The following is a 19503-nucleotide window of genomic DNA, read 5'->3' on the forward strand; positions in this document are numbered from 1 at the left end:
ACAGCCGGCTTTCGAACGTCTCTCGGCGTCAGGCTAGTCGCGGACGCGCCGGATCGAACAACGGCCGCACGTGCTGATACAGCTCGCGATAGCCCTTGAGCCGCTGGCGCAACGCCGCGTGGCGCTCGGCATTCGGCGTGAACTCTTGCTTGATGGCAGGTTTGGTCAGCACCGTCGCCGGATCGCCGCCCGCCGCGAGCCAGCCGAGCCGCGCCGCGCCGAGCGCCGCGCCCGTCTCGCCGCCGCCGTGCGTGCGCGTGGGCGTATCGAGCGCATCGGCGAACATTTGGCCCCAGTACGCACTGCGCGCGCCGCCGCCAAGCAGCGACAAGGCATGCGCTTCCGTGCCCGCGGATTGCAAGGCGTCGAGACCATCGGTCAGGGCGAGCGTCACGCCTTCCAGCACCGAATAGCCGAGCAAGGCGCGATCGGTGGCGTGCGTCATGCCGAAGAACACGCCCTGCGCGTAAGGGTCGTTGTGCGGCGTGCGCTCGCCGCTCAGATACGGCAGGAACAAAGGCGCGGTCGATAAGGCATCGGCGGGCAGCGCCTCGATTTCCGCAAGCAGCGTGGGCTCGTCGGTGGACGTGAGCTTGCATACCCAGCGCAGGCAACTCGCCGCCGACAACACCACGCTCATCTGATGCCAGCGATCCGGAATGGCGTGACAAAACGCATGCACCGCCGATGCCGGATTGGGCCTGAAGCGATCGCCCACCACGCACAACACGCCCGACGTGCCGAGCGAGAGGAAGCCATCGCCGGGTTCGGTTGCGCCGATTCCCACCGCGCTCGCCGCATTGTCGCCGCCGCCTGCCGCAACGATGACGCCATCGGGCAAGCCGAGTTCACGCGCGAGTTCCGGACGCAAGGTGCCCGAAGGCTCGCTGCCCTCGGCGAGCTTCGGCATCTGCTGCCGCGTCATGCTGCACGCGGCGAGCAGTTCGTCCGACCAGTCGCGTCGCGCAACATCGAGCCAAAGCGTGCCGGCGGCATCGGATGGATCGGACACTTTCGTGCCCGTGAGATGCATGCGCAGATAATCCTTCGGCAACAGCACGCAAGCCGTCTGCCGGAAGATTTCCGGCTCGTTGTGCGCGACCCAGAGCAGCTTGGGCGCGGTGAAACCGGGCATCGCCAGATTACCGGCGATCTCGTGCAGATTCGGCGCGCGCTCGTAAAGCTCGGCGCACTCCTTGTCGCTGCGCATGTCGTTCCAGAGGATGGCCGGGCGCAGCACGCGATCGCTCGAATCGAGCAGCACCGCGCCATGCATCTGCCCGGACAGGCCGATGCCGCGCACTTGCGCGAACTCTTTCGGAAACTTGTCGCGCAAGGCGAAGAGGGCGGCGCGCGTGCCTGCCCACCAGTCGAGCGGATTTTGTTCGGACCAGCGCGGTTTCGGGCGCGACACCGTAAAAGGCGTGCCCGCCGTGCCGATTACACTGCCGTCGCTTGCGAGCAGCAGCACTTTCACTTCGGAGGTGCCGAGGTCGATACCTAAATACATGAACGGACCTTTGTCGAAGCCAGGCGCGAAGCCCGGCAGAAAACCGGAGGCGCTAATGTAACGCCGTGCGCCTCAATGCGCCATGAGCACAACACCCAAGCGAGCCAATCAAGGCCGGTTCTTGAGCCACGCATCGACGCGCCCGATTGCCGCGCGCAGCACGCGCTCCAGGCTCTCGGTCTGCGCCATGCTGCCCCAGAGCAGCTTGTCGCCGGCGAAGGCCTTGATCGGATCGTCGGCCGTGAAATAGCCATGCGCGACGGCGGGGTCCATCACGCCATCCTGATAGGTATAAGGCAGCTTGCCTTCGTGCCAGCGTTCGAGGAAGCGAAAGAAGAGCGCGGGCAGAATCGCGGTCGAGTCGGGATCGACGTTGCGCTCGAAACATTCCGCGAGCGTCGGCGCGATAAAGCCCGGCAGCTTCGAGAAGCCATCGGCGGCGACGCGCTGATTCGTGTCCTTGATATACGGATTGCTGAAGCGGTCGAGCACGACATCGCGATACTTCGCCAGATCGATCGGGCTAGGCGTGAGGCACGGGATGACGTCGTCGGTGACATAGGCTTCGGCGAGAGCGCGAATCTCCAGGTCCTGCGTGCCTTCGTGAATGTACTGCAGGCCGACGAGCGTTCCCGCCCACGCAATGCAGCTATGACTCGCGTTGAGAATGCGGATCTTCGCCTCTTCGTAAGGCAGCACGGACTCGACCATCTCCGCGCCCACCTTCTCCCAAGCGGGCCTTCCCGCGATGAAGTGATCCTCGATCACCCACTGAATGAACTTCTCGCCCATGATCGGCGCGCGGTCGTCGAAACCCGTCGCGGCTTTCACGCGCTCCGCGACATCGGGTGTCGGACGCGGCGTGATGCGGTCGACCATCGCGTTCGGGCACGAGGTGTTGGCGATCATCCAGTCGCGCAATTTCGTTTCGCCGCGCAGTTCGAGGAATTCGAGCATGCCCGCCTTGAAGCGGTCGCCGTTGCTGCGCAGGTTGTCGCAGTTCTGCAGCGACAGCTTGCCCGCGTCGTTCTTCATGCGGGCGTCGAGAATGGCGGCAATGGCACCGTAGATGGTGGTCTTCGCGCCTTTCAGGTCGGCGGCGAGATCGACGTTGCCGGTTTCGAGCTTGTCGTGTTCGTCGAGGTAATAGCCGCCTTCGGTGACGGTGAACGATACGATCTTGCATTCGGGCGCGCTGCCCGCCGCGATGAGCCCGTCGAGATCGGCGGTCCAGGGGATCACGCGGCGGATGGAGCGCACCGTTTCGTAGTCGCGCTCGCCTTGCGGCGTGACGGTTTCGAGCGTGTATTCGCCGTTTTGCGCGGCGAGCGCATCGAGCACGGCGTTCATGTCGCCGCGAATGTTGCCCACGGCGAGCGACCAGCTCGCATCGCCCGATTCGATCAGCCGGCTCAAGTACCACGCCTGATGCGCGCGATGAAAAGACCCCGCGCCGATGTGCAGGATCACATTGTTTTCGCTCGTCATGTCTCGCTTCCTTTGATTGGATGTGCGCCCGTTCTTCGCGGACGACCGTTTGCGTTTGCGACGCCTTGCGCTCACAATTTACGCAGCCGTGGTGAGCATTTGCTCTTTGGTTGATCGAATGATCGTATTGGGCATCGCGAAAGTCAAGGCGCGGTGCCGCATGCGGCCGCGCGCGGCAGCGGCGCTTAAGCGCCGGACGTAGCCCAGCGCGCCGTTACAGGACGAATCGGGAATAACCCGGATAGTCAGCATGGCCGGCGTTGAACGAAGGTCTGCATCAACCATAGGCAATGACGCGGCAAACCACACAGAAAGATACGAGTCGGAGACAAAGCATGGATTACGTGATCGGCATAGACATCGGCACGCAGAGCACGAAGGCGCTCCTCGTCGATACGACTGGCGCAATCATCGCGCAACATTCGAGCGCCTATCATCCGGATACACCGAAGCCGCTCTGGGCCGAACAATGGCCGTCCGTCTGGTTCGATGCCGTGACCGAAGCCTTGAGCGGCTGCGTCGCGAAAGCGCGCGCGAAGGGCGTCGCGGCCGATCAGATCAAGTCGGTCTGCGTGAGCAGTCTCTACGGCGGCTCGGGCATTCCCGTCGACGACGACATGGAAGCGCTTTACCCGTGCCTCATCTGGATGGATCGCCGCGCGACCGCGCAAGTCGAATGGGTGCGGCAGAACGTGGATATGGCGCGCATCGAGGCGATCACCGGCAACGGCGTCGACAGCTACTACGGCTTCACGAAAATTCTGTGGATGCGCGAGCAGCAGCCGGAAGTCTGGAAGAAGACGCGCTATTTCCTGCCGCCGAACGCGTTCATCATCCAGCGCCTCACGGGCGAACTCGCGATCGATCACAGTTCGGCGGGCAATATCGGCGGCGTGTACGACATCGGCCGCCGCGCGTGGTCGGAAGAAGCGCTCGACATGCTCGGCATTCCCGTGTCGATGATGCCCGCGCGGCTCGTCGAGTCGTCGGAGATCGTGGGCGGGCTGTTGCCGCAGTGGGCGGACAAGCTCGGGCTTGCGGCGGGCACGCCGATCGTCGCGGGCGGCGTCGATGCGGCCGTCGCCACTTTCGCGGCGGGCGTGACGCGCGCGGGTCACCATGTCGCGATGATCGGCACGAGCATGTGCTGGGGCTACATCAACCAGAGCGTCGATGCGCAACACGGTCTCGTCTCCATGCCGCACGTCTACAACGGCAAGCGCGATCTCTACGTGTTCGGTGGCGCGAGCACGGCGGGCGCATGCGTCGCGTGGTATCGCGATCAGTTCTGTCAGGCCGAGATCGCGGCAGCCAAGCAAATACCCGATGGCGATCCGCATCGGCTGCTCGAAGATGCGGCGGCCAAGGTCGCGGCGGGTTCGGACGGCGTCGTGTTCCTGCCTTATCTGATGGGCGAGCGCAGCCCCGTCTGGGATGCCCGCGCGAGCGGCACGTTCGTGGGCTTGAATCTCTTTCACACGCGCGCGACGCTCTATCGCGCGGTGCTCGAAGGCGTCGCGTTTGCGTTGAAGCACAACATGGAAGCAGGGCGGCGCGGCGCGCAATCGCTGGATGACAAGCTGATCGTGGTCGGCGGCGCGGCGCATTCTGACCTGTGGATGCAGATTATCGCGGATGTAACGGGTTATCCCGTGCAATCCATCGAACAGGAAGTCGAAGCGGCGATGGGCGCGGCCTTGCTCGCGGCGCTCGGCGCCAATCTCATCTCACGCGAAACGGCGGAAGGCGGCTGGGTCACGCTCGTGGATCGCGCAGAGCCGGACGAAGCACGGCAACGCGTTTATAGAGACCGCTTCGGCGTCTATCTCGATCTGTATCCGGCGCTGAAGTCGCTGATGCATCGCCTGCGCAGCGACAGCTAACGCAATTCTCCGGGATGCGCGTCGAACACCGGCCCTTGCACGAAGTGCACGTCGTATTGTTCGAGCGCATTGAACTGCGCGGCATCGGCGACATTGCTGAAGATGAGCGGAATGCGCAGCCTATGCGCATACGCCACCAGATGCTTGACCACGGAATCGCGCAAGGCGGCGCGCGCATCCATCTTGATGAAGTCGAGCCGCGCCATGTCCGATACCGCCATGATCTGCCCGGCATTGGGCAGATTGCCCGCTACCTTGAAACCGTAGCGCTGATAGCTTTTGATGAGGTAGCCGAGAAACGTCTTGTGCGCGACGGCCGCCGCCGGCAATTCGATCACGATGCGTCCGGGATTCACGCCGAACTCCAGCAACACCGACGAGAAGTGCAGACCGTGGTCGTACTTCACGCTCTTCAATAACCGCTCATGCACGCGCAAAAACAGCAGACCGGGCTTTTGCGCGCCGAAGAAATTGAACGCATGCAGCGCGCGCGATAACCGGTCGAGCGCGACGAGTTCGCGGTCGTTGTCCAGTTGGCCAAAGGGATCGTGCGGAGTATCGCCTTCGATCAGCGTCTGCGCCTGCACGCCGAGTTCGTCGCCGAAACGCTCGGCGCTCTCGGGCGACGCGCTCAACACCTGCGGAAAGCTATGCGTGCCGACATCGAAGATCGGCTCATACGCGCTTGCAATACGCAACTCGCCATAGTTCGCCACCGCTTGTCCCGCGTGCTCGCCTTCGCCCAGCACGATATGCGCGCCGAGAAACGGATGCGCCTTGGCGCGGTTGACGAGTTCTGTCACGGACGGGGTGATCATGGCGCGTTCGGCGTTGAGGCTTCCAAGGCGGGACGAATTCCGTCGATGGTACCAGCGCATGGCGCCGTGGCTTGCGCCAAATTCACATATTCATATGCGGGTGGGATAAGCCACGCTCAGGGTTTACGACAAATTTCACTAAACGTAATTGGTTTTACCATTCGTAAATACCACGCGATGGCACTCATCGAGGATCACGACCATGCCGACGTTCGACACGCATACCGACGCCAGCGCGCACTATCAGTCGGGTTTCGCCAACGACTTCGCGACCGAAGCGTTGCCGGGCGCGCTGCCCATCGGCCGCAACTCGCCGCAGCGCGCGGCCTACGGTCTTTATGCGGAGCAGCTTTCCGGCACGGCTTTTACCGCGCCGCGCGCGCATAACCGGCGCTCGTGGCTGTACCGCATCCGGCCGGCGGCGGTGCATCGGCCGTTCGTGCAATTGACTGGCGATGCCTCGCGCGCGCGGCTCGTCGCCAATTTCGCCGATGTGCCGCCCACGCCGCCGAACCAGTTGCGTTGGGACCCGCTGCCGATGCCCGCCGCGCCGACCGATTTCGTCGACGGCTGGGTGACGATGGCCGGCAACGGCGCCGCCGAATCCATGAGCGGCTGCGCGATTCATTTGTACGCGGCGAACCGTTCGATGCACGAGCGCTTCTTCTACAGCGCGGACGGCGAATTGCTGATCGTGCCGCAAGCAGGACGGCTCGCGATCTGGACCGAACTCGGCAAGCTCGATATCGCGCCGTTCGAGATCGCGGTGATTCCGCGCGGCGTGCGCTTTGCCGTGGCGCTGCCGGATGGCGAAGCGCGCGGCTATATCTGCGAGAACTTCGGCGCGTTGCTGCAGCTGCCCGATCTCGGGCCTATCGGTTCGAACGGGCTCGCCAATCCGCGTGATTTCCTCACGCCGCACGCGGCTTATGAGGACCGCGAAGGCGCGTTCGAACTCATCGCCAAGATGAACGGCGTGCTGTGGCGCGCGGATATCGGCCATTCGCCGCTCGACGTGGTCGCATGGCACGGCAATTACGCGCCGTACAAATACGACCTGCGCCACTTCAACGCCATCGGTTCGATCAGCTTCGATCATCCCGATCCGTCCATCTTTCTCGTGCTGCAATCGCCGAGCGATACGCCGGGCGTCGATAGCATCGACTTCGTGATTTTTCCGCCGCGCTGGCTCGCCGCCGAGGACACGTTCCGGCCGCCCTGGTTCCATCGCAATGTGGCGAGCGAATTCATGGGCCTCGTGCATGGTGTCTACGACGCGAAGGCCGAGGGCTTCCTGCCGGGCGGCGCGAGTCTGCACAACTGCATGTCGGGACACGGGCCGGACGCGGATACCTTCGAAAAGGCATCGAGAAGCGATACCTCGAAGCCCGCGAAGGTCGGCGACACACTCGCCTTCATGTTCGAGACGCGCACGCTCATCAAGCCGACGCAGTTCGCGCTCGAAACCGCGCAATTGCAGGCGCATTACTACGAGTGCTGGCAAGGGCTCACGAAACACTTCAACCCGGAGCAACGATGAACGACGCGCTTCACGCGACGCGTGCGCCGCAACTCAGAAGCTGGCTCGACTCCGCCAACGATCCGGCGAGCGACTTTCCGATCCAGAACCTGCCGTTTGGCATCTTCAGCGACCCGGTGAATCCGCGGCCGCGCGCGGGTGTGGCTATCGGCGACTGGATCGTGGACCTGGCGGCGCTCGAAGAAGCGCGTCTCGTCGATGGTCACGGCACCTTCAACGCGCCGCGTCTGAACGACTTCATCGCGCTCGGACGCGATACGTGGCGCGCGGTGCGCAGCGCGCTCGGCGGCCTGCTGCAAGAGGGCGCATCCACGCTGCGCGACGACTCCGCATTGCGCCGCCGCACGCTCGTTCCGCGCGCCGATGCAACGCTCCATCTGCCCGTCGAAATTCCCGGCTACACGGACTTCTATTCCTCGAAGGAACACGCGACCAACGTCGGCTCGATGTTCCGCGATCCGAAGAATGCGCTGCTGCCGAACTGGTCCGAGATGCCGATCGGCTATAACGGACGCGCGTCGTCGGTGGTGGTGAGCGGCACGCCGGTGCGCCGCCCTAACGGCCAGTTGAAAGCGCCCAACGAAGAGCGGCCGGTGTTCGGCGCATGCCGCAAGCTGGATATCGAGCTAGAGACGGGTTTCATCATCGGGCGCGGTAATGCGCTCGGCGAACCGATTGCCTGCGCGGATGCGGAGTCGCATATCTTCGGCATGGTGCTGCTCAACGACTGGAGCGCGCGCGACATCCAGCAATGGGAATACGTGCCGCTCGGACCGTTCAACGCGAAAGGGTTCGCGACCACCATTTCGCCGTGGATCGTCACGCTCGACGCGCTCGAACCCTTCCGCACCGCGACGCCCGTGCAGGAGCCGCAACCGCTCGCGTATCTGCGGCATGAGGGCGAGCACGCGTTCGACATCGACCTGGAAGTGACGCTGAGGCCGGAAGGCGCGAGCCGCGCCACGACCATCTCGCGCACCAATTTCAGGCTGATGTACTGGTCGATGGCGCAGCAGCTTACGCATCACACGGCATCGGGCTGCAATACGCGCGTGGGCGATCTCATGGGCTCCGGCACCATCAGCGGCGCGACGCCGCAATCGTGCGGCAGTTTGCTCGAAAGCACGTGGAACGGACAACGGCCGTTGAGCCTCGTCGAAGGCGGCGAGCGCGCGTTCCTTCAGGACGGCGATGAAGTCACCTTGCGCGGATGGTGTCAGGGCGAGGGTTATCGCATTGGTTTCGGCGAGTGCGCGGGGCGCATCCTCGCGGCGCGCAATAATTTCAAGGATTGAACATGGCGAATGCGGTCGATGTGGAGAGCGCGCTTGGCCAGGCGCACCGGCCCGGCTTTCAGGCGATGCTGCTCGTGTTGTGCGGACTATGCCTCGTAATCGATGGCTTCGACGCGCAAGCGATGGGTTACGCCGCGCCGGCCGTCATCGCGGACTGGCACGTGTCGAAGGCGGGGCTCGGGCCGGTTTTCAGCGCGAGTCTTTTCGGCATGCTGCTTGGCGCGCTCGGCTTGTCGGTGCTGGCGGATCGCATCGGGCGCAGGCCGGTGTTGATCGGCTCGACGTTTTTCTTCGCGTTCTCGATGATCGCAACCGCGTTCACCGACAGCTTGCCGGTGCTCACGGCCTTGCGTTTCGTGACGGGTCTTGGCCTCGGCTGCATCATGCCGAACGCAATGGCGCTCGTCGGCGAGTTCTCGACGGCCGAGCATCGCGTCAAGCGGATGATGCTCGTCTCGTGCGGCTTCACGCTCGGCGCGGCGCTGGGCGGCTTCGTGAGCGCGGCGCTGATCCCTGCTTTCGGCTGGCGTTCGGTGTTCTGGGTCGGCGGCCTGGTGCCTTTGTTGCTCGCGGTATGGATGGTCATCGCGCTGCCTGAATCGCTGCAATTTCTCGTGCTGAAGGGCCGCGAGGCGCGCGCCCGCGACTGGCTCGCGAAGTTCGATCCGTCGCTTGCCATCGATGCCTCGACGCGGCTCGTCGTTCGCGAAAAAGCGAGTTCGGGCGCGCCGGTCGCCGAACTGTTCCGCGCGGGCCGCGGGCCGGTCACGCTGATCTTGTGGGCGATCAGCTTCATGAATCTCATCGATCTGTACTTCCTGTCGAACTGGCTGCCGACCGTGATGCGCGATGCGGGATACTCGCCGGGCATGGCCGTGCTGGTCGGCACGCTGTTGCAGACGGGCGGCGTGGTGGGCACGCTCATGCTTGGCTGGTTCATCGAACGATTCGGCTTCGTGCGTGTGTTGCTGGCCTGCTTTCTCGTGGGCGCGGTGAGCGTGGGGATGATCGGCGGCGTGGCGCACGTGCAGTTCTGGCTGTTCGTCGCGGTGTTTGCGGGCGGGTTCTGCATCGTCGGTGGACAGCCTGCGGTGAATGCGCTCGCGGGGCACTTTTATCCGACCTCGCTGCGGTCTACGGGCATCGGCTGGAGTCTGGGCATCGGACGCGTGGGGTCGGTGATCGGGCCGCTCGTCGGCGGACAGATGATCGCGCTCGGATGGAGCAATGCGTCGCTCTTTCATGCGGCGGCGTTGCCGGTGTTCTGCTCGGCGTTGCTGGTTGGCGTGCTGGCTTTCGTGCGGCGGGAGCAAAGTGGGGCGGCGCAGACGGCTTGATGTGATGGAGACTTGATTCTTCAGGCGAAGCCGGCGCCGGCGCATGATGTCGCGCCACGCCGCCGCGTGGCCTTCGGTCGGCACGATCCAGATGTGCAACGAAGGCCCACGCGTAACGGCGTGTGCGCCATGCCTGCGAGGGCGACCCATCCGGTGGCGCGCTCGCAGCCGGCTCCGACAGAAAGACGGCGCGTTGGACGTTCAGGAAACGCAATCAGCGTCATCTGTCGAAGCGCGCTTCTCCCAAGCCGCCGCGCCCAGAAACGCCGCCGCCGCGACCACCAGCACGCCAATCAGCGCATCCGGACTCACGCGATCCATCAACGTCCCCGCGATGATCGGCCCGCCGAAACTCGCCACGCTCCACGAAGCACCGACGATAGCCGTCGCCGACACCAGCGCCGTGCCGCGAAAGCGCTCGCCGCACGCAACGATAGACAGCGTATAGACGCTGCCCGCCGCCGCGCCGGTCACGAACAGGAGCGGCCAGCACAACCACGGATACTCGACCGCCCACGGCAGCAGCGGCAGCAGCAGCGTGACCACCACGCCCGCGCCGACATGCACCTTCGTGCGCCCGATACGGTCCGCCAGCCAGCCGATGGGAAACTGCATCAAGGTATCGCCGAACAGGATGGCGGAGGCGAACAGCACGCCCACGTCCGCGCCAACGCCGTGCGAGATCGCGAAGAGCGGCATCAGCGAAAGCGCGAGCGTGTCGAAGAGCGCGAAGAAACCCGTGCCGATCACGAGCGCGGGCATGCGCGGCAACACATGCCGCCAGTCGCCAGCGGTAGCGTGTTCGTCGTGCGATGCAAGCGTGTGCGGCGTGCCGCGAATCGAGGCGAGCGCGGGCAGCGCCAGCAGAAAGATCGCGCCGCAGACGGCGAAGCGCGCCGAAGTCCAGCCGCCGATGGCGCTGACGAGCATCGGCCCCGTCATCTGAAACAGAGTGAAGCTGGTCGCGTAAATGGCGACGACGCGCCCGCGCGTGGAGTCGTCGGCGAGCTGCGTGACCCATGCTTCGCCGATGGTGAATAGCAGCATCAGCGCCGCGCCGCATAGAAAGCGCAGCACGGCCCATAGCCACAAATTCACGGTGAACTGCATCGCGATGGTCGCGAACGCTGCGACGATCACCGCCCCGACAATCGTCCCGCGTGCGCCCAGCCGACTCGCAACGCGGCTTGCGAAAGGCGCGACGGCCAGTCCGCCGCCTGCCTGCATCGCCGTCATCAGGCCGACGATGCCCGTGCCGAACCCGGCTTGCGTGAGTGCAAGCGCGGTGAGCGGAATGGTCGCGCCTAGCCCGAGGCCGACCACCGCGACACTCAGGATGAGCGCGAGAAAGTCGCGAGAAAGAATGCCCTTCATATACCGCCGTGCCGCTCGCTTCGCCGAGAACCCGTGAGGATCGGCAGCAGCCTCAAGCGGCCTGCCCGAACGCAACGCGCCGCGCACGCTTGTCGAGCGTCGCGGAAAGCAGCGTGAGCGCAAAGGCGCAGCACGCCATCAGCACGCCGACCCACGGCAGCGAAGTCAGCGGCGCGCCTGCGCTGATGACGCAGCCGCCCAGCCACGCGCCCGTGGCGTTGCCCAGATTGAACGCGCCCTGGTTGAGCGTGGAGGCGAGATTGGGCGCATCGCTCGCGCGATTCACGATCAGGATCTGCAGCGGCGGCACGATCGCGAACGCGAGCACGCCCCACAGGAAGATGGTGATCATCGCCGAGACCGGTTCGTGCATGGTGCCCGCGAAAATCGTGAGGATCACGACGATCGACAGGAGAAATGTCAGCAGCGAGCGCAACAGCTTCCAGTCGGCGAGCTTGCCGCCAAGCGTGCTGCCGACCGTGAGGCCGAGGCCGAACAACAGCAGCACGTAGGTCACGGCGTGCGGCGTGAAACCGGTGACATCCTCGAGAATCGGCGTGATGTAGGTAAAGACCGAGAACAGGCTCGCCGAAGCCAGCACGCTGATGCCGAGCACCATCAGCACCTGCGGGTTCTTGAGCACGTCGAATTCGCGCAGGATGCTGGTCTCGCGCATCTCGATGTGCTTCGGCAGGCAAACCGCGAGCGCGCCCGCCGCGGCGAGGCCGATCAAGGTCACGACCCAGAAGGTCGCGCGCCAGCCGGCCGCTTGGCCGAGCGCGGTGCCGAGCGGCACGCCGAGCACGTTGGCGAGCGTGAGGCCGGTGAACATCAGCGCAATGGCCTGCGCGCGGCGGTTCGGCGCGACCAGATCGGCGGCGACCACCGAGCCGATGCCAAAGAAAGCGCCATGACAGAACGCGGTGACGATACGCGCGCCCATCAGCACCCAGTAATTCGGCGCGAGCGCGCAAAGCGTATTGCCGACGATAAACACGCCGATCAGCCCCATGAGCGCCTTCTTGCGTGGCATCTTCGCCGTGACGACGGCAAGAATCGGCGCGCCGATGGTCACGCCGAGCGCATAGCCCGAAACGAGCATGCCTGCCGCCGGAATCGATACCGCGAGATCGCGCGCGACGTTGGGCAGCAGGCCCATGATGACGAATTCTGTCGTGCCGATGCCGAACGCGGCGATGGCGAGAGCGAGAAGGGGCAGAGGCATGGCGGAGGGTGCGAGTGCGGTGTGTCGCGCGGCGCGCGTCGTCGGAATGAGCGGCGCGAATGTCGGCGAGTGAAGGCTCGGATTCTACCGAAAGGTCATTTTTGATGCTGGTGGAAACCCTTAGTCTGCTCGGCCCGGACAATGCACTCCCGCGAACGGATATTTTGACGAATGCCGCCTCGTCGACGGAGTTTTACCCGCGCGGCCGCTAGTTGACGTCAGATGTTTCTAGTAATGTTCTGACAGGACGCCATTGCTTGCGCGAGCGAAGTTCTGGGCGAGTGTTGGAAAAACGCAGCATCCACTGATTGACATGTCCCAACTCAAAAGTTTTTTCGGCGCCGCCTTTGCTGCCGCGCTGCTCGTCTCGGTTCACGCGCAGGCGCAAAGCAGCGCCACCGGACCCATTGCCACGTCGGCGGGCGCGCTCAATTTTCTGCGCGACGAATCGGGCTTCGCCGCCGTGCTCGGAACCGATACCTTCGACCGCTTCGACGCCAAGCGCGTCGTGCATTTCGACCAGACGGGCGCATCCGACACGCTCACGCGCTCGCTCGTGCAGACCGACGTCGGTCCCGTGCTTTACGACTTTCGTCACAAGCCGCCGCTCGTGCAGCGCATCGGCAAGAGGCTCGTCGTCAAACGCGTGTTCTGGCAAGGCGAGGAAGTCGTCATGCAGACGTCGTCCGGCTGGTACGGCTATCAGCGCGGGACATTGATCAAGCTGCAATCGTCGACGTCGACGTATCACTGACTCAGTTGCGCACGTTGAAGACGCGTTCGCCCGCCACGACATAAACCGCTTCGCCGCGCACGTCGCCGTTGACCTCGAAACCGCCAGTGAACGCGCCGAACGCGGGCAGCACGCCCGAGCGTTGGCCGAAGCGAAAGCACGGCAGCCGCACGCTGTCGGCACGCGTCGCGAGCCGGTAAACAGGGTGTTCATGTCCGGCGAGCGCGTAGGCATCGTCCACGGTCTGCGGATGATGACAAAGCGCCCACGGTCCCAGCCGATACGGCTCCTTCACGAGTTCCACGCCGAACGCTTCGGGCAGCGCGCCCGCGTGCTTGTCGTGATTGCCTTCGACCAGCACGAGCCGCATTTGCCGATGCCGCATGCGCCACGCATGTAGCGCCGTGAGCGTTTCATCGGCATGCGACTCGCGAGCATGGAGCAGATCGCCGAGAAACACGATTGCTTCAGGTTTATGCGTGGCGACGAGCGTATCGAGCCGCATCAGGCTTTCCGCCGTCGTGCCGACTGGCACTGGAATGCCGCGCGCGCGAAACACGGCGTCCTTGCCGAAGTGGGCGTCGGCGATGAAGAGCGTCATCAGAATGGGTTCGAAGGCCGCGCGCTCCGCCGAAAGCAGGAGCGCGTGACCGTTCACGTCGACCGTCAGTGCTTCAATTGCCATTTGCATCCTATGCTTGCGCTGCTTTTTCCAGATCGGCAAGCATACGCTCCACGCGGTCCGACAGCTTTTCGGTACTCACCTTTTCACGCAGACGCGCGATGATCAGCGGAAACGCAAAGGGCGTCGGCTTCTTCGGATGCGTGAGCGCGAGACGGCTTTCGCTCATGCGTTGCAGCGCGGCGCGGATGCGGCCGAGTTCGAGTTCCTGCAACATGACTTCCTGATCGGCTTGCGTGAGCAGCAGATTGCCGCTGTCGTGCTTGCGGAACACTTCGTAGAAAAGCCCGCTCGACGCCTGCAATTGCCGCGCGCTTTTCTGCTGCCCCGGATGCCCTTGATAAATCAGCCCCGACACGCGCGCAATTTCCCGGAAGCGCCGCGCCGACAATTCCGAGGCATTGAGGCTCGCGAGAATGTCGTGCTCGAGATTTTCCGCCGAGAAAAGCCCTTCCTCGATGAGCGTTTCCCAGTCGAACGGCCGCGCCGACAGCAGTTCGAAGCCGTAATCGTTCATCGAAATGGAAAAGGTGCTGGGCTGATCGCGCGCGACGCGCCAGCCGATGAGCGAGCCCAACCCGATGTGCGCCATGCGCCCGGCGAATGGATAACAAAAGAAGTGATGTCCTTCGCGCGACCGCACGCTTTCGACGACCAGCACGCCCGGTCCCGGCAGCGCGGACCATTTCGCCTGCAAGTCGAGCAGCGGTTGCACGGCGCGCATTTCGGGTTCGTCGTAGATGCCGTCGTTGGCGCGCGCGAGCATGACGAGCGCGGCCTCGGAGAGCTCGGACGAGAGCGGCATCTTGCTGCCGGCCCATTGCGGCATCGCGCCGCGCGAGGAGGTCGCGCGTTTCACGTAGGCGGTCATGTCGCGCACGCGCACGAGTTCGAGCGCGCGGCCGCCGAAGGTGAAGACATCGCCCGGTTTCAGGCGCGAGATGAACGATTCTTCCATCGCGCCGATCCGTCCGCCCGTCATGTAGGCCACGCTGATGGTCGCATTGGCGACGATGGTCCCGACATTATTCCGATGCCTGCGCACGAGGTCCTCGCGCGGCACGCGATACACGCCGTCGTCGCCATGAACGACGCGGTGATAATCCGGATACGCCGAAAGCGAAGTGCCACCGCGTTCGACGAAGGCGAGCGCCCAGTCGAATTCGGCCTGCGTGAGATCGCGATACGCATACGCCGTGCGTACTTCGTCGAACATGTCGGCGGGCGTGAAGCCGCCTCCTATCGCCACGGTCACGAGATGCTGCACGAGGACATCGAGCGGCTTGAGCGGCATGTCCCGTCCTTCGATACGCCGCTCGCCGATGGCCCAGCGCGCCGCGGCCGCCTCCACGAGTTCGAGCGCATGCGTCGGCACGATGGTCACGCGCGACACACGCCCCGGCGCGTGTCCCGAACGTCCGGCGCGCTGCATGAGACGCGCGACGCCTTTGGGCGAGCCGATCTGAAACACGCGATCCACCGGCAGAAAATCGACGCCGAGATCGAGACTCGACGTGCAGACGACGGCTTTCAGTTGCCCGTTCTTCAGACCGAGTTCGACCCAGTCGCGCACTTCCTTGTCGAGCGAACCGTGATGCAGCGCGATGAGCCCGGCCCACTCCGGCTTCAACTCCAGAAGCGCGCGATACCAGATCTCGGATTGCGAGCGGGTATTGGTGAAGACGAGCGAGCTTTGCGCGTGCTCGATTTCATCGGCGACGGGTCCGACCTGGCGCACGCCGAGATGGCCGCCCCACGGAAAGCGCTCGATGGTCTCAGGAATCAGCGTGTCGACGACGAGCGTTTTCGGCTGCGCGCCGCGCACGATGACGCGTGGCGTGCGCACGGGATGCAGCAGCGCGTCGTGCGCGAGCGCAAGATTGCCGAGCGTGGCGGAGAGACCCCAGATTTGCACCTCGGGACGCCAGCGCGCGAGGCGGGCGAACGCGAGTTGCGTCTGCGTACCGCGTTTGTTGCCGAGCAGTTCATGCCATTCGTCGACCACGACGAGCCGCACGTGCGCGAGTTCTTCGCGCGCGTTGGCGCGCGTGAGCATGAGCGTGAGGCTTTCCGGCGTGGTGACGAGCGCGGAAGGCATGCGGCGGTTCTGACGCGAGCGTTCCGTGGATGACGTATCGCCCGTGCGCAAGCCGACGGTCCACGGCACCGAGAGCGCCGTCACCGCCGTTTGCAAGGCGCGAGCGGTATCGGCGGCGAGGGCGCGCATCGGCGTGATCCATAGCACGGTGAGCGGCGCGGGGAGGGGCGTTTTGTCAGTGATGGTGGCAACGCGGTCGGCGGTCTTTGCGGTGGATTGCGCGCTGTCCTCAGGGTCCGCAACGGCAAGCACGCGGCCTTTCTCGTCGAGCCGGGAATTGCCGGCGGTCTTGCCTTTACGCTTCGCGCCCGCTTTGGGCTTCGGCGGTCCCGCGTACGCCGCAAGCGCCCCGAGCCACACGGCCCATGTTTTGCCCGCGCCCGTGGTCGCATGCAATAAGCCGCTCGCGCCTCGTTCGATCTCATGCCAGACTTCCCGCTGAAACTCGAACGGCTGCCAGCCGCGCGAATCGAACCAGCGCGTGATGCGTTCGTCCATCGGCTTCGCGGCTTCCTGCGCGTCGTATTCAAACGGCGCGGGTTTGAATAGGTCGGCGGCGGCATCGAGCTTGGCCTGCGCCGCCTGCGTGCGCGGCACGCGACGCGGACGCGGCGCACGGCGCCTGGAGCGCGCCGACGTGTCGGGCGTGTCGGGCGTATCGATACCGTCCGCATCGTCGAGTTCACTCATGCCGATGCTCCGCGCGAGCTTCTCATGCCACCGCCTCGTTCAAAAACCCCTTGAGCATGTCGAGCGTATCGGCGTCCTCGATAGTCTTGTCGGTCCGCCAGCGCAGCATGCGCGGAAAGCGCACCGCGATGCCCGATTTGTGGCGTGGACTCGCCTGAATGCCCTCGAAGCCGATCTCGAACACGAGCGTCGGCGTGACGCTGCGCACCGGACCGAATTTTTCGATGGTCGTCTTGCGCACGATTGCATCGACCTTGCGCATTTCCTCGTCGGTCAAGCCGGAATAGGCCTTGGCGAACGGCACCAGCGTGCGCACGCCGTCCGCTTCGTCCCAGACCGCGAAGGTGAAATCCGTGTAGAGGCTCGCGCGCCGGCCGTGGCCGCGCTGGGCGTAGAGCAGGACGGCGTCGATGGCGTAGGGATCGATCTTCCACTTCCACCAGGTTCCCGACGCCTTTGTGCGGCCGACGCCATACATCGACATGCGCTCTTTCAGCATGAGCCCTTCGACACCGCGCGCGCGGCTTTCGTCGCGCAAGCCGGCGAGCGTCTCCCAATTGGGCGCCACCACGAGCGGCGACACGCGCAAGACATCCACCGCGAGCGATGCCGCCAGGGCATCCAGCTTCGCACGACGCGTTTCCAAAGGCTCGGTGCGCAGGTCGCGGCCATCGGCTTCGAGCAGATCGTAGGCAAGCATCGCGGCGGGAGAATCAGCGAGCACTTTCTTCGTCAGCGACTTGCGCGTGATGCGCGGCTGCAGACGCGCGAACGGCAGCGGTGCGTCCGCGCCCGGTTCCCACGCGAGAATCTCGCCGTCGATCACGGTGCCGTCGGGCAGTGCGGCGCCGAGCGCGGCAAGCTCCGGAAACCGCTCCGTGACGAGATCCTCGCCGCGCGACCAGATCCACACGCGGCCCGCGCGCTTGACGATCTGCGCGCGAATGCCGTCCCACTTCCATTCGGCGATCCAGTCCGATGGCGCGCCGAGCGTCGCCGGATCGATTTGCAACGGATGCGCGAGAAAGAAGGGAAACGGCAAGCCGATATCGCTTTCGTGCGGGGTATCGACGTCATCGCCTTCGGCTGTCGGCGCGATCAGCCGAAGATAACGCGCCGCGCTCGGGCTTTGGCGCGAGTCGGTCCAGCCGACCATGCGTTGCGCGATGCGTTTGTGATCGACGCCCGCCACTTGCGCGAGCGCGCGCACGACGAGTTGCCGCGCGACGCCCACACGAAAACCGCCGCCGATCAGCTTGGTGAGCAGGAAGCGCTCGCCCCAGTTGAGTTCGTCCCAGTAACCGAGCAGCCGCTCGCGCAACTCCGCCGGCGACACGCCACGCAAGGTCAGCACGCGCTCCTCGATCCATTGAGCAAGCCCGAGTTCCGATTCGCGCGAGGCGGGCGGGAGCACGTGTGCAATCGTCTCCGCGAGATCGCCGACGGCCTGATACGACTCCTCGAAGAGCCAATCCGGCAGACCCGCGCGTTCGCGGGCGAGTTCGGTCAAAAGGCGCGTCGGCACCGACTGGCGCGGCTTGCCGCCTGCAAGGAAGTACGACGCCCACGCCGCGTCTTCGGCCGCGGCGCCCGAAAAGTAGGCGATCAGCGCTTCGAGTTTTTCGTTCGTCGATGTGGTGGCGTCGAGCGCCGTATAAAGCGTCGCGAAGCGTTTCATTGCGGCGCGGTCTGGGTTGACGCGTCGGTCGCGGCTGGCGCAGAGACTTCGGCGGGCGCATCGGCGGCATCGGCTTCGATGGCGTCGTCGCCGTACTCGGTCGTGAACGCGCCTGCTTCGAGACCTTGCTCGGTGAGCCAGCGCACCATCGGCTCGATCTGTCCGTGCGTGACGATCACGCGTTCCGCGCCCGTCGCGCCTATCGCGAGTTGCAGGCCCGGCCAGTCCGCATGGTCTGACAAAACGAAGCCGCGGTCCACGCCCTTGCGCCGCCGCGTGCCGCGCAGACGCATCCAGCCGGACGCGAAGGCATCGCTGTAATCGCCGAAGCGGCGCATCCACGTGCTGCCTTGCGCGGATGGTGGCGCGACGATCAGCGCGCCCTTGAACTCGGCCTTGTCGCGCGCGGCGATTTCACTGACGAGGCGCGTCGGCGGCAGGTCGACACCCGCATCGCGATAGGCGCGATTCAGCGGCTCGACCGCGCCATGACAGAAGATCGGCCCGATACTCCTGTCGATGCCCGCGAGCACATGCTGCGCCTTGCCGAACGAATAGCAGAAGAGCACGGAAGCGCGGCCTTCGGCGGCGTTATGCCGCCACCATGCATCGACGCCATCGAACACGGCCTTGGACGGTTCCCATCGATAGATCGGCAAGCCGAAGGTCGATTCCGTGATGAAGGTATCGCAGCGCACGGGCTCGAAGGGCGCGCAAGTCGGATCGGGCTCGACCTTGTAGTCGCCGGATGCGACCCACACGCGGCCGCCGTGCTCCACGCGCACTTGCGCCGAGCCGAGCACATGTCCGGCGGGATGCAGCGAGACCGTCACGCCATTCACGTCGATGCTCTCGCCATAAGGCAGACCTTGAACGTCGATGCCCGGAAGGCGCGACTGCAACACGCCCAGTCCCGCTTCGGCGGTGAGATAGCGCGCATGTCCGAAGCGTGCGTGGTCCGCATGCGCGTGTGTGATCACGGCGCGTTCGACCGGTCGCCACGGGTCGATATAGAAGCCGCCCGGCGGGCAAAACAGCCCTTCGGGCCGCGCGACGATCAGGTCGGAAGAGGAGTCCACGAGACGTTGAGGCATGCAGCTTGCCAATAGTGTTCGATTCCGACCACAAAAGCACGCCACGTGCCCGTCATGG

15 protein-coding genes are annotated in these 19503 nt (G+C 64.9%); 5 read left to right on the forward strand and 10 right to left on the reverse strand.

Features of this window, described 5'->3' with window-relative positions; translation table 11 throughout:
• Positions 1 to 28: 28 nt before the first annotated feature.
• The 3 genes from xylB to QCE79_RS02555 all read right to left on the reverse strand — a co-directional run bounded on the left by xylB (position 29) and on the right by QCE79_RS02555 (position 3283).
• Positions 29 to 1510 carry a xylulokinase gene (xylB, locus tag QCE79_RS02545; RefSeq protein ID WP_250491870.1) on the reverse strand — a complete coding sequence of 494 codons (1482 nt, stop codon included), beginning with the start codon at positions 1508 to 1510 and terminating at the stop codon, positions 29 to 31.
• Positions 1511 to 1618: 108 nt separating this feature from the next.
• Positions 1619 to 2998: a D-arabinitol 4-dehydrogenase gene (dalD, locus tag QCE79_RS02550; RefSeq protein ID WP_250525463.1), complete on the reverse strand. Its 1380-nt coding sequence runs from the start codon at positions 2996 to 2998 to the stop codon at positions 1619 to 1621.
• A gap of 78 nt (positions 2999 to 3076) precedes the next feature.
• Positions 3077 to 3283: a hypothetical protein gene (locus QCE79_RS02555; RefSeq protein WP_309841612.1), complete on the reverse strand. Its 207-nt coding sequence runs from the start codon at positions 3281 to 3283 to the stop codon at positions 3077 to 3079.
• A gap of 50 nt (positions 3284 to 3333) precedes the next feature.
• Here QCE79_RS02555 and QCE79_RS02560 point away from each other — a divergent pair, with 50 nt between their 5' ends.
• The gene (locus tag QCE79_RS02560) at positions 3334 to 4881 is read left to right on the forward strand and encodes an FGGY-family carbohydrate kinase (RefSeq protein ID WP_309841613.1); all 1548 of its coding nucleotides are present in this window, start codon (positions 3334 to 3336) and stop codon (positions 4879 to 4881) included.
• Here the strand turns inward: QCE79_RS02560 and QCE79_RS02565 are convergent.
• Positions 4878 to 5699, reverse strand: a complete 822-nt coding sequence (locus QCE79_RS02565; RefSeq protein WP_244827185.1) for an EAL domain-containing protein — start codon at positions 5697 to 5699, stop codon at positions 4878 to 4880. The genes QCE79_RS02560 and QCE79_RS02565 overlap by 4 nt on opposite strands.
• Before the next feature lie 202 nt (positions 5700 to 5901).
• On the opposite strand from QCE79_RS02565, the gene hmgA reads away from it, so the two are divergent.
• Genes hmgA through QCE79_RS02580 form a run of 3 tightly spaced genes read left to right on the forward strand, consistent with a single transcriptional unit; the run spans position 5902 to position 9871 of the window.
• The gene (hmgA, locus tag QCE79_RS02570; RefSeq protein ID WP_309841615.1) at positions 5902 to 7239 is read left to right on the forward strand and encodes a homogentisate 1,2-dioxygenase; all 1338 of its coding nucleotides are present in this window, start codon (positions 5902 to 5904) and stop codon (positions 7237 to 7239) included.
• Positions 7236 to 8534 carry a fumarylacetoacetase gene (gene fahA, locus QCE79_RS02575; protein WP_244827187.1) on the forward strand — a complete coding sequence of 433 codons (1299 nt, stop codon included), beginning with the start codon at positions 7236 to 7238 and terminating at the stop codon, positions 8532 to 8534. Before hmgA ends, fahA begins: the two co-directional genes overlap by 4 nt.
• 2 nt (positions 8535 to 8536) lie before the next feature.
• Positions 8537 to 9871: an MFS transporter gene (locus tag QCE79_RS02580; RefSeq protein WP_309841619.1), complete on the forward strand. Its 1335-nt coding sequence runs from the start codon at positions 8537 to 8539 to the stop codon at positions 9869 to 9871.
• A gap of 201 nt (positions 9872 to 10072) precedes the next feature.
• Here QCE79_RS02580 and QCE79_RS02585 read toward each other — a convergent pair whose 3' ends face one another.
• Together QCE79_RS02585 and QCE79_RS02590 are read right to left on the reverse strand one after the other, a co-directional pair.
• On the reverse strand, positions 10073 to 11332 hold the full coding sequence (locus QCE79_RS02585; protein WP_404988914.1) for an MFS transporter: 1260 nt from the start codon (positions 11330 to 11332) through the stop codon (positions 10073 to 10075).
• Entirely contained in the window at positions 11298 to 12470 is a 1173-nt protein-coding gene (locus QCE79_RS02590) for an MFS transporter (RefSeq protein WP_244827189.1), read from the reverse strand. The genes QCE79_RS02585 and QCE79_RS02590 overlap by 35 nt, the downstream gene beginning before the upstream one ends.
• A 313-nt stretch (positions 12471 to 12783) precedes the next feature.
• On the opposite strand from QCE79_RS02590, the gene QCE79_RS02595 reads away from it, so the two are divergent.
• Entirely contained in the window at positions 12784 to 13224 is a 441-nt protein-coding gene (locus tag QCE79_RS02595) for a hypothetical protein (RefSeq protein ID WP_250491877.1), read from the forward strand.
• 1 nt (position 13225) lies between these two features.
• Here QCE79_RS02595 and pdeM read toward each other — a convergent pair whose 3' ends face one another.
• The 4 genes from pdeM to QCE79_RS02615 are packed head-to-tail and all read right to left on the reverse strand — an operon-like array spanning position 13226 to position 19445.
• Positions 13226 to 13888 (reverse strand): ligase-associated DNA damage response endonuclease PdeM, encoded by a 663-nt coding sequence (gene pdeM, locus QCE79_RS02600; RefSeq protein WP_250525468.1) that lies wholly within the window; start codon positions 13886 to 13888, stop codon positions 13226 to 13228.
• A gap of 7 nt (positions 13889 to 13895) precedes the next feature.
• A complete protein-coding gene (locus QCE79_RS02605; protein ID WP_309841625.1) occupies positions 13896 to 16673 on the reverse strand; it encodes a ligase-associated DNA damage response DEXH box helicase in 2778 nt (925 codons plus the stop codon).
• 22 nt (positions 16674 to 16695) lie between these two features.
• Positions 16696 to 18351 (reverse strand): ATP-dependent DNA ligase, encoded by a 1656-nt coding sequence (locus tag QCE79_RS02610; RefSeq protein WP_250525470.1) that lies wholly within the window; start codon positions 18349 to 18351, stop codon positions 16696 to 16698.
• Positions 18348 to 19445 carry a ligase-associated DNA damage response exonuclease gene (locus QCE79_RS02615; protein ID WP_309841630.1) on the reverse strand — a complete coding sequence of 366 codons (1098 nt, stop codon included), beginning with the start codon at positions 19443 to 19445 and terminating at the stop codon, positions 18348 to 18350. Before QCE79_RS02615 ends, QCE79_RS02610 begins: the two co-directional genes overlap by 4 nt.
• Positions 19446 to 19503 lie beyond the last annotated feature (58 nt).

It is taken from the genome of Caballeronia sp. LZ003 (genome assembly GCF_031451465.1).
Lineage (GTDB): Bacteria > Pseudomonadota > Gammaproteobacteria > Burkholderiales > Burkholderiaceae > Caballeronia.

Coding starts and splice junctions, on each gene's coding strand:
- xylB (WP_250491870.1), bottom strand. CDS start 1,510: ATGTATTTAGGTATCGACCTCGGCACCTCCGAAGTGAAAGTGCTGCTG.
- dalD (WP_250525463.1), bottom strand. CDS start 2,998: ATGACGAGCGAAAACAATGTGATCCTGCACATCGGCGCGGGGTCTTTT.
- QCE79_RS02555 (WP_309841612.1), bottom strand. CDS start 3,283: ATGGTTGATGCAGACCTTCGTTCAACGCCGGCCATGCTGACTATCCGG.
- QCE79_RS02560 (WP_309841613.1), top strand. CDS start 3,334: ATGGATTACGTGATCGGCATAGACATCGGCACGCAGAGCACGAAGGCG.
- QCE79_RS02565 (WP_244827185.1), bottom strand. CDS start 5,699: ATGATCACCCCGTCCGTGACAGAACTCGTCAACCGCGCCAAGGCGCAT.
- hmgA (WP_309841615.1), top strand. CDS start 5,902: ATGCCGACGTTCGACACGCATACCGACGCCAGCGCGCACTATCAGTCG.
- fahA (WP_244827187.1), top strand. CDS start 7,236: ATGAACGACGCGCTTCACGCGACGCGTGCGCCGCAACTCAGAAGCTGG.
- QCE79_RS02580 (WP_309841619.1), top strand. CDS start 8,537: ATGGCGAATGCGGTCGATGTGGAGAGCGCGCTTGGCCAGGCGCACCGG.
- QCE79_RS02590 (WP_244827189.1), bottom strand. CDS start 12,470: ATGCCTCTGCCCCTTCTCGCTCTCGCCATCGCCGCGTTCGGCATCGGC.
- QCE79_RS02595 (WP_250491877.1), top strand. CDS start 12,784: ATGTCCCAACTCAAAAGTTTTTTCGGCGCCGCCTTTGCTGCCGCGCTG.
- pdeM (WP_250525468.1), bottom strand. CDS start 13,888: ATGGCAATTGAAGCACTGACGGTCGACGTGAACGGTCACGCGCTCCTG.
- QCE79_RS02605 (WP_309841625.1), bottom strand. CDS start 16,673: ATGAGTGAACTCGACGATGCGGACGGTATCGATACGCCCGACACGCCC.
- QCE79_RS02610 (WP_250525470.1), bottom strand. CDS start 18,351: ATGAAACGCTTCGCGACGCTTTATACGGCGCTCGACGCCACCACATCG.
- QCE79_RS02615 (WP_309841630.1), bottom strand. CDS start 19,445: ATGCCTCAACGTCTCGTGGACTCCTCTTCCGACCTGATCGTCGCGCGG.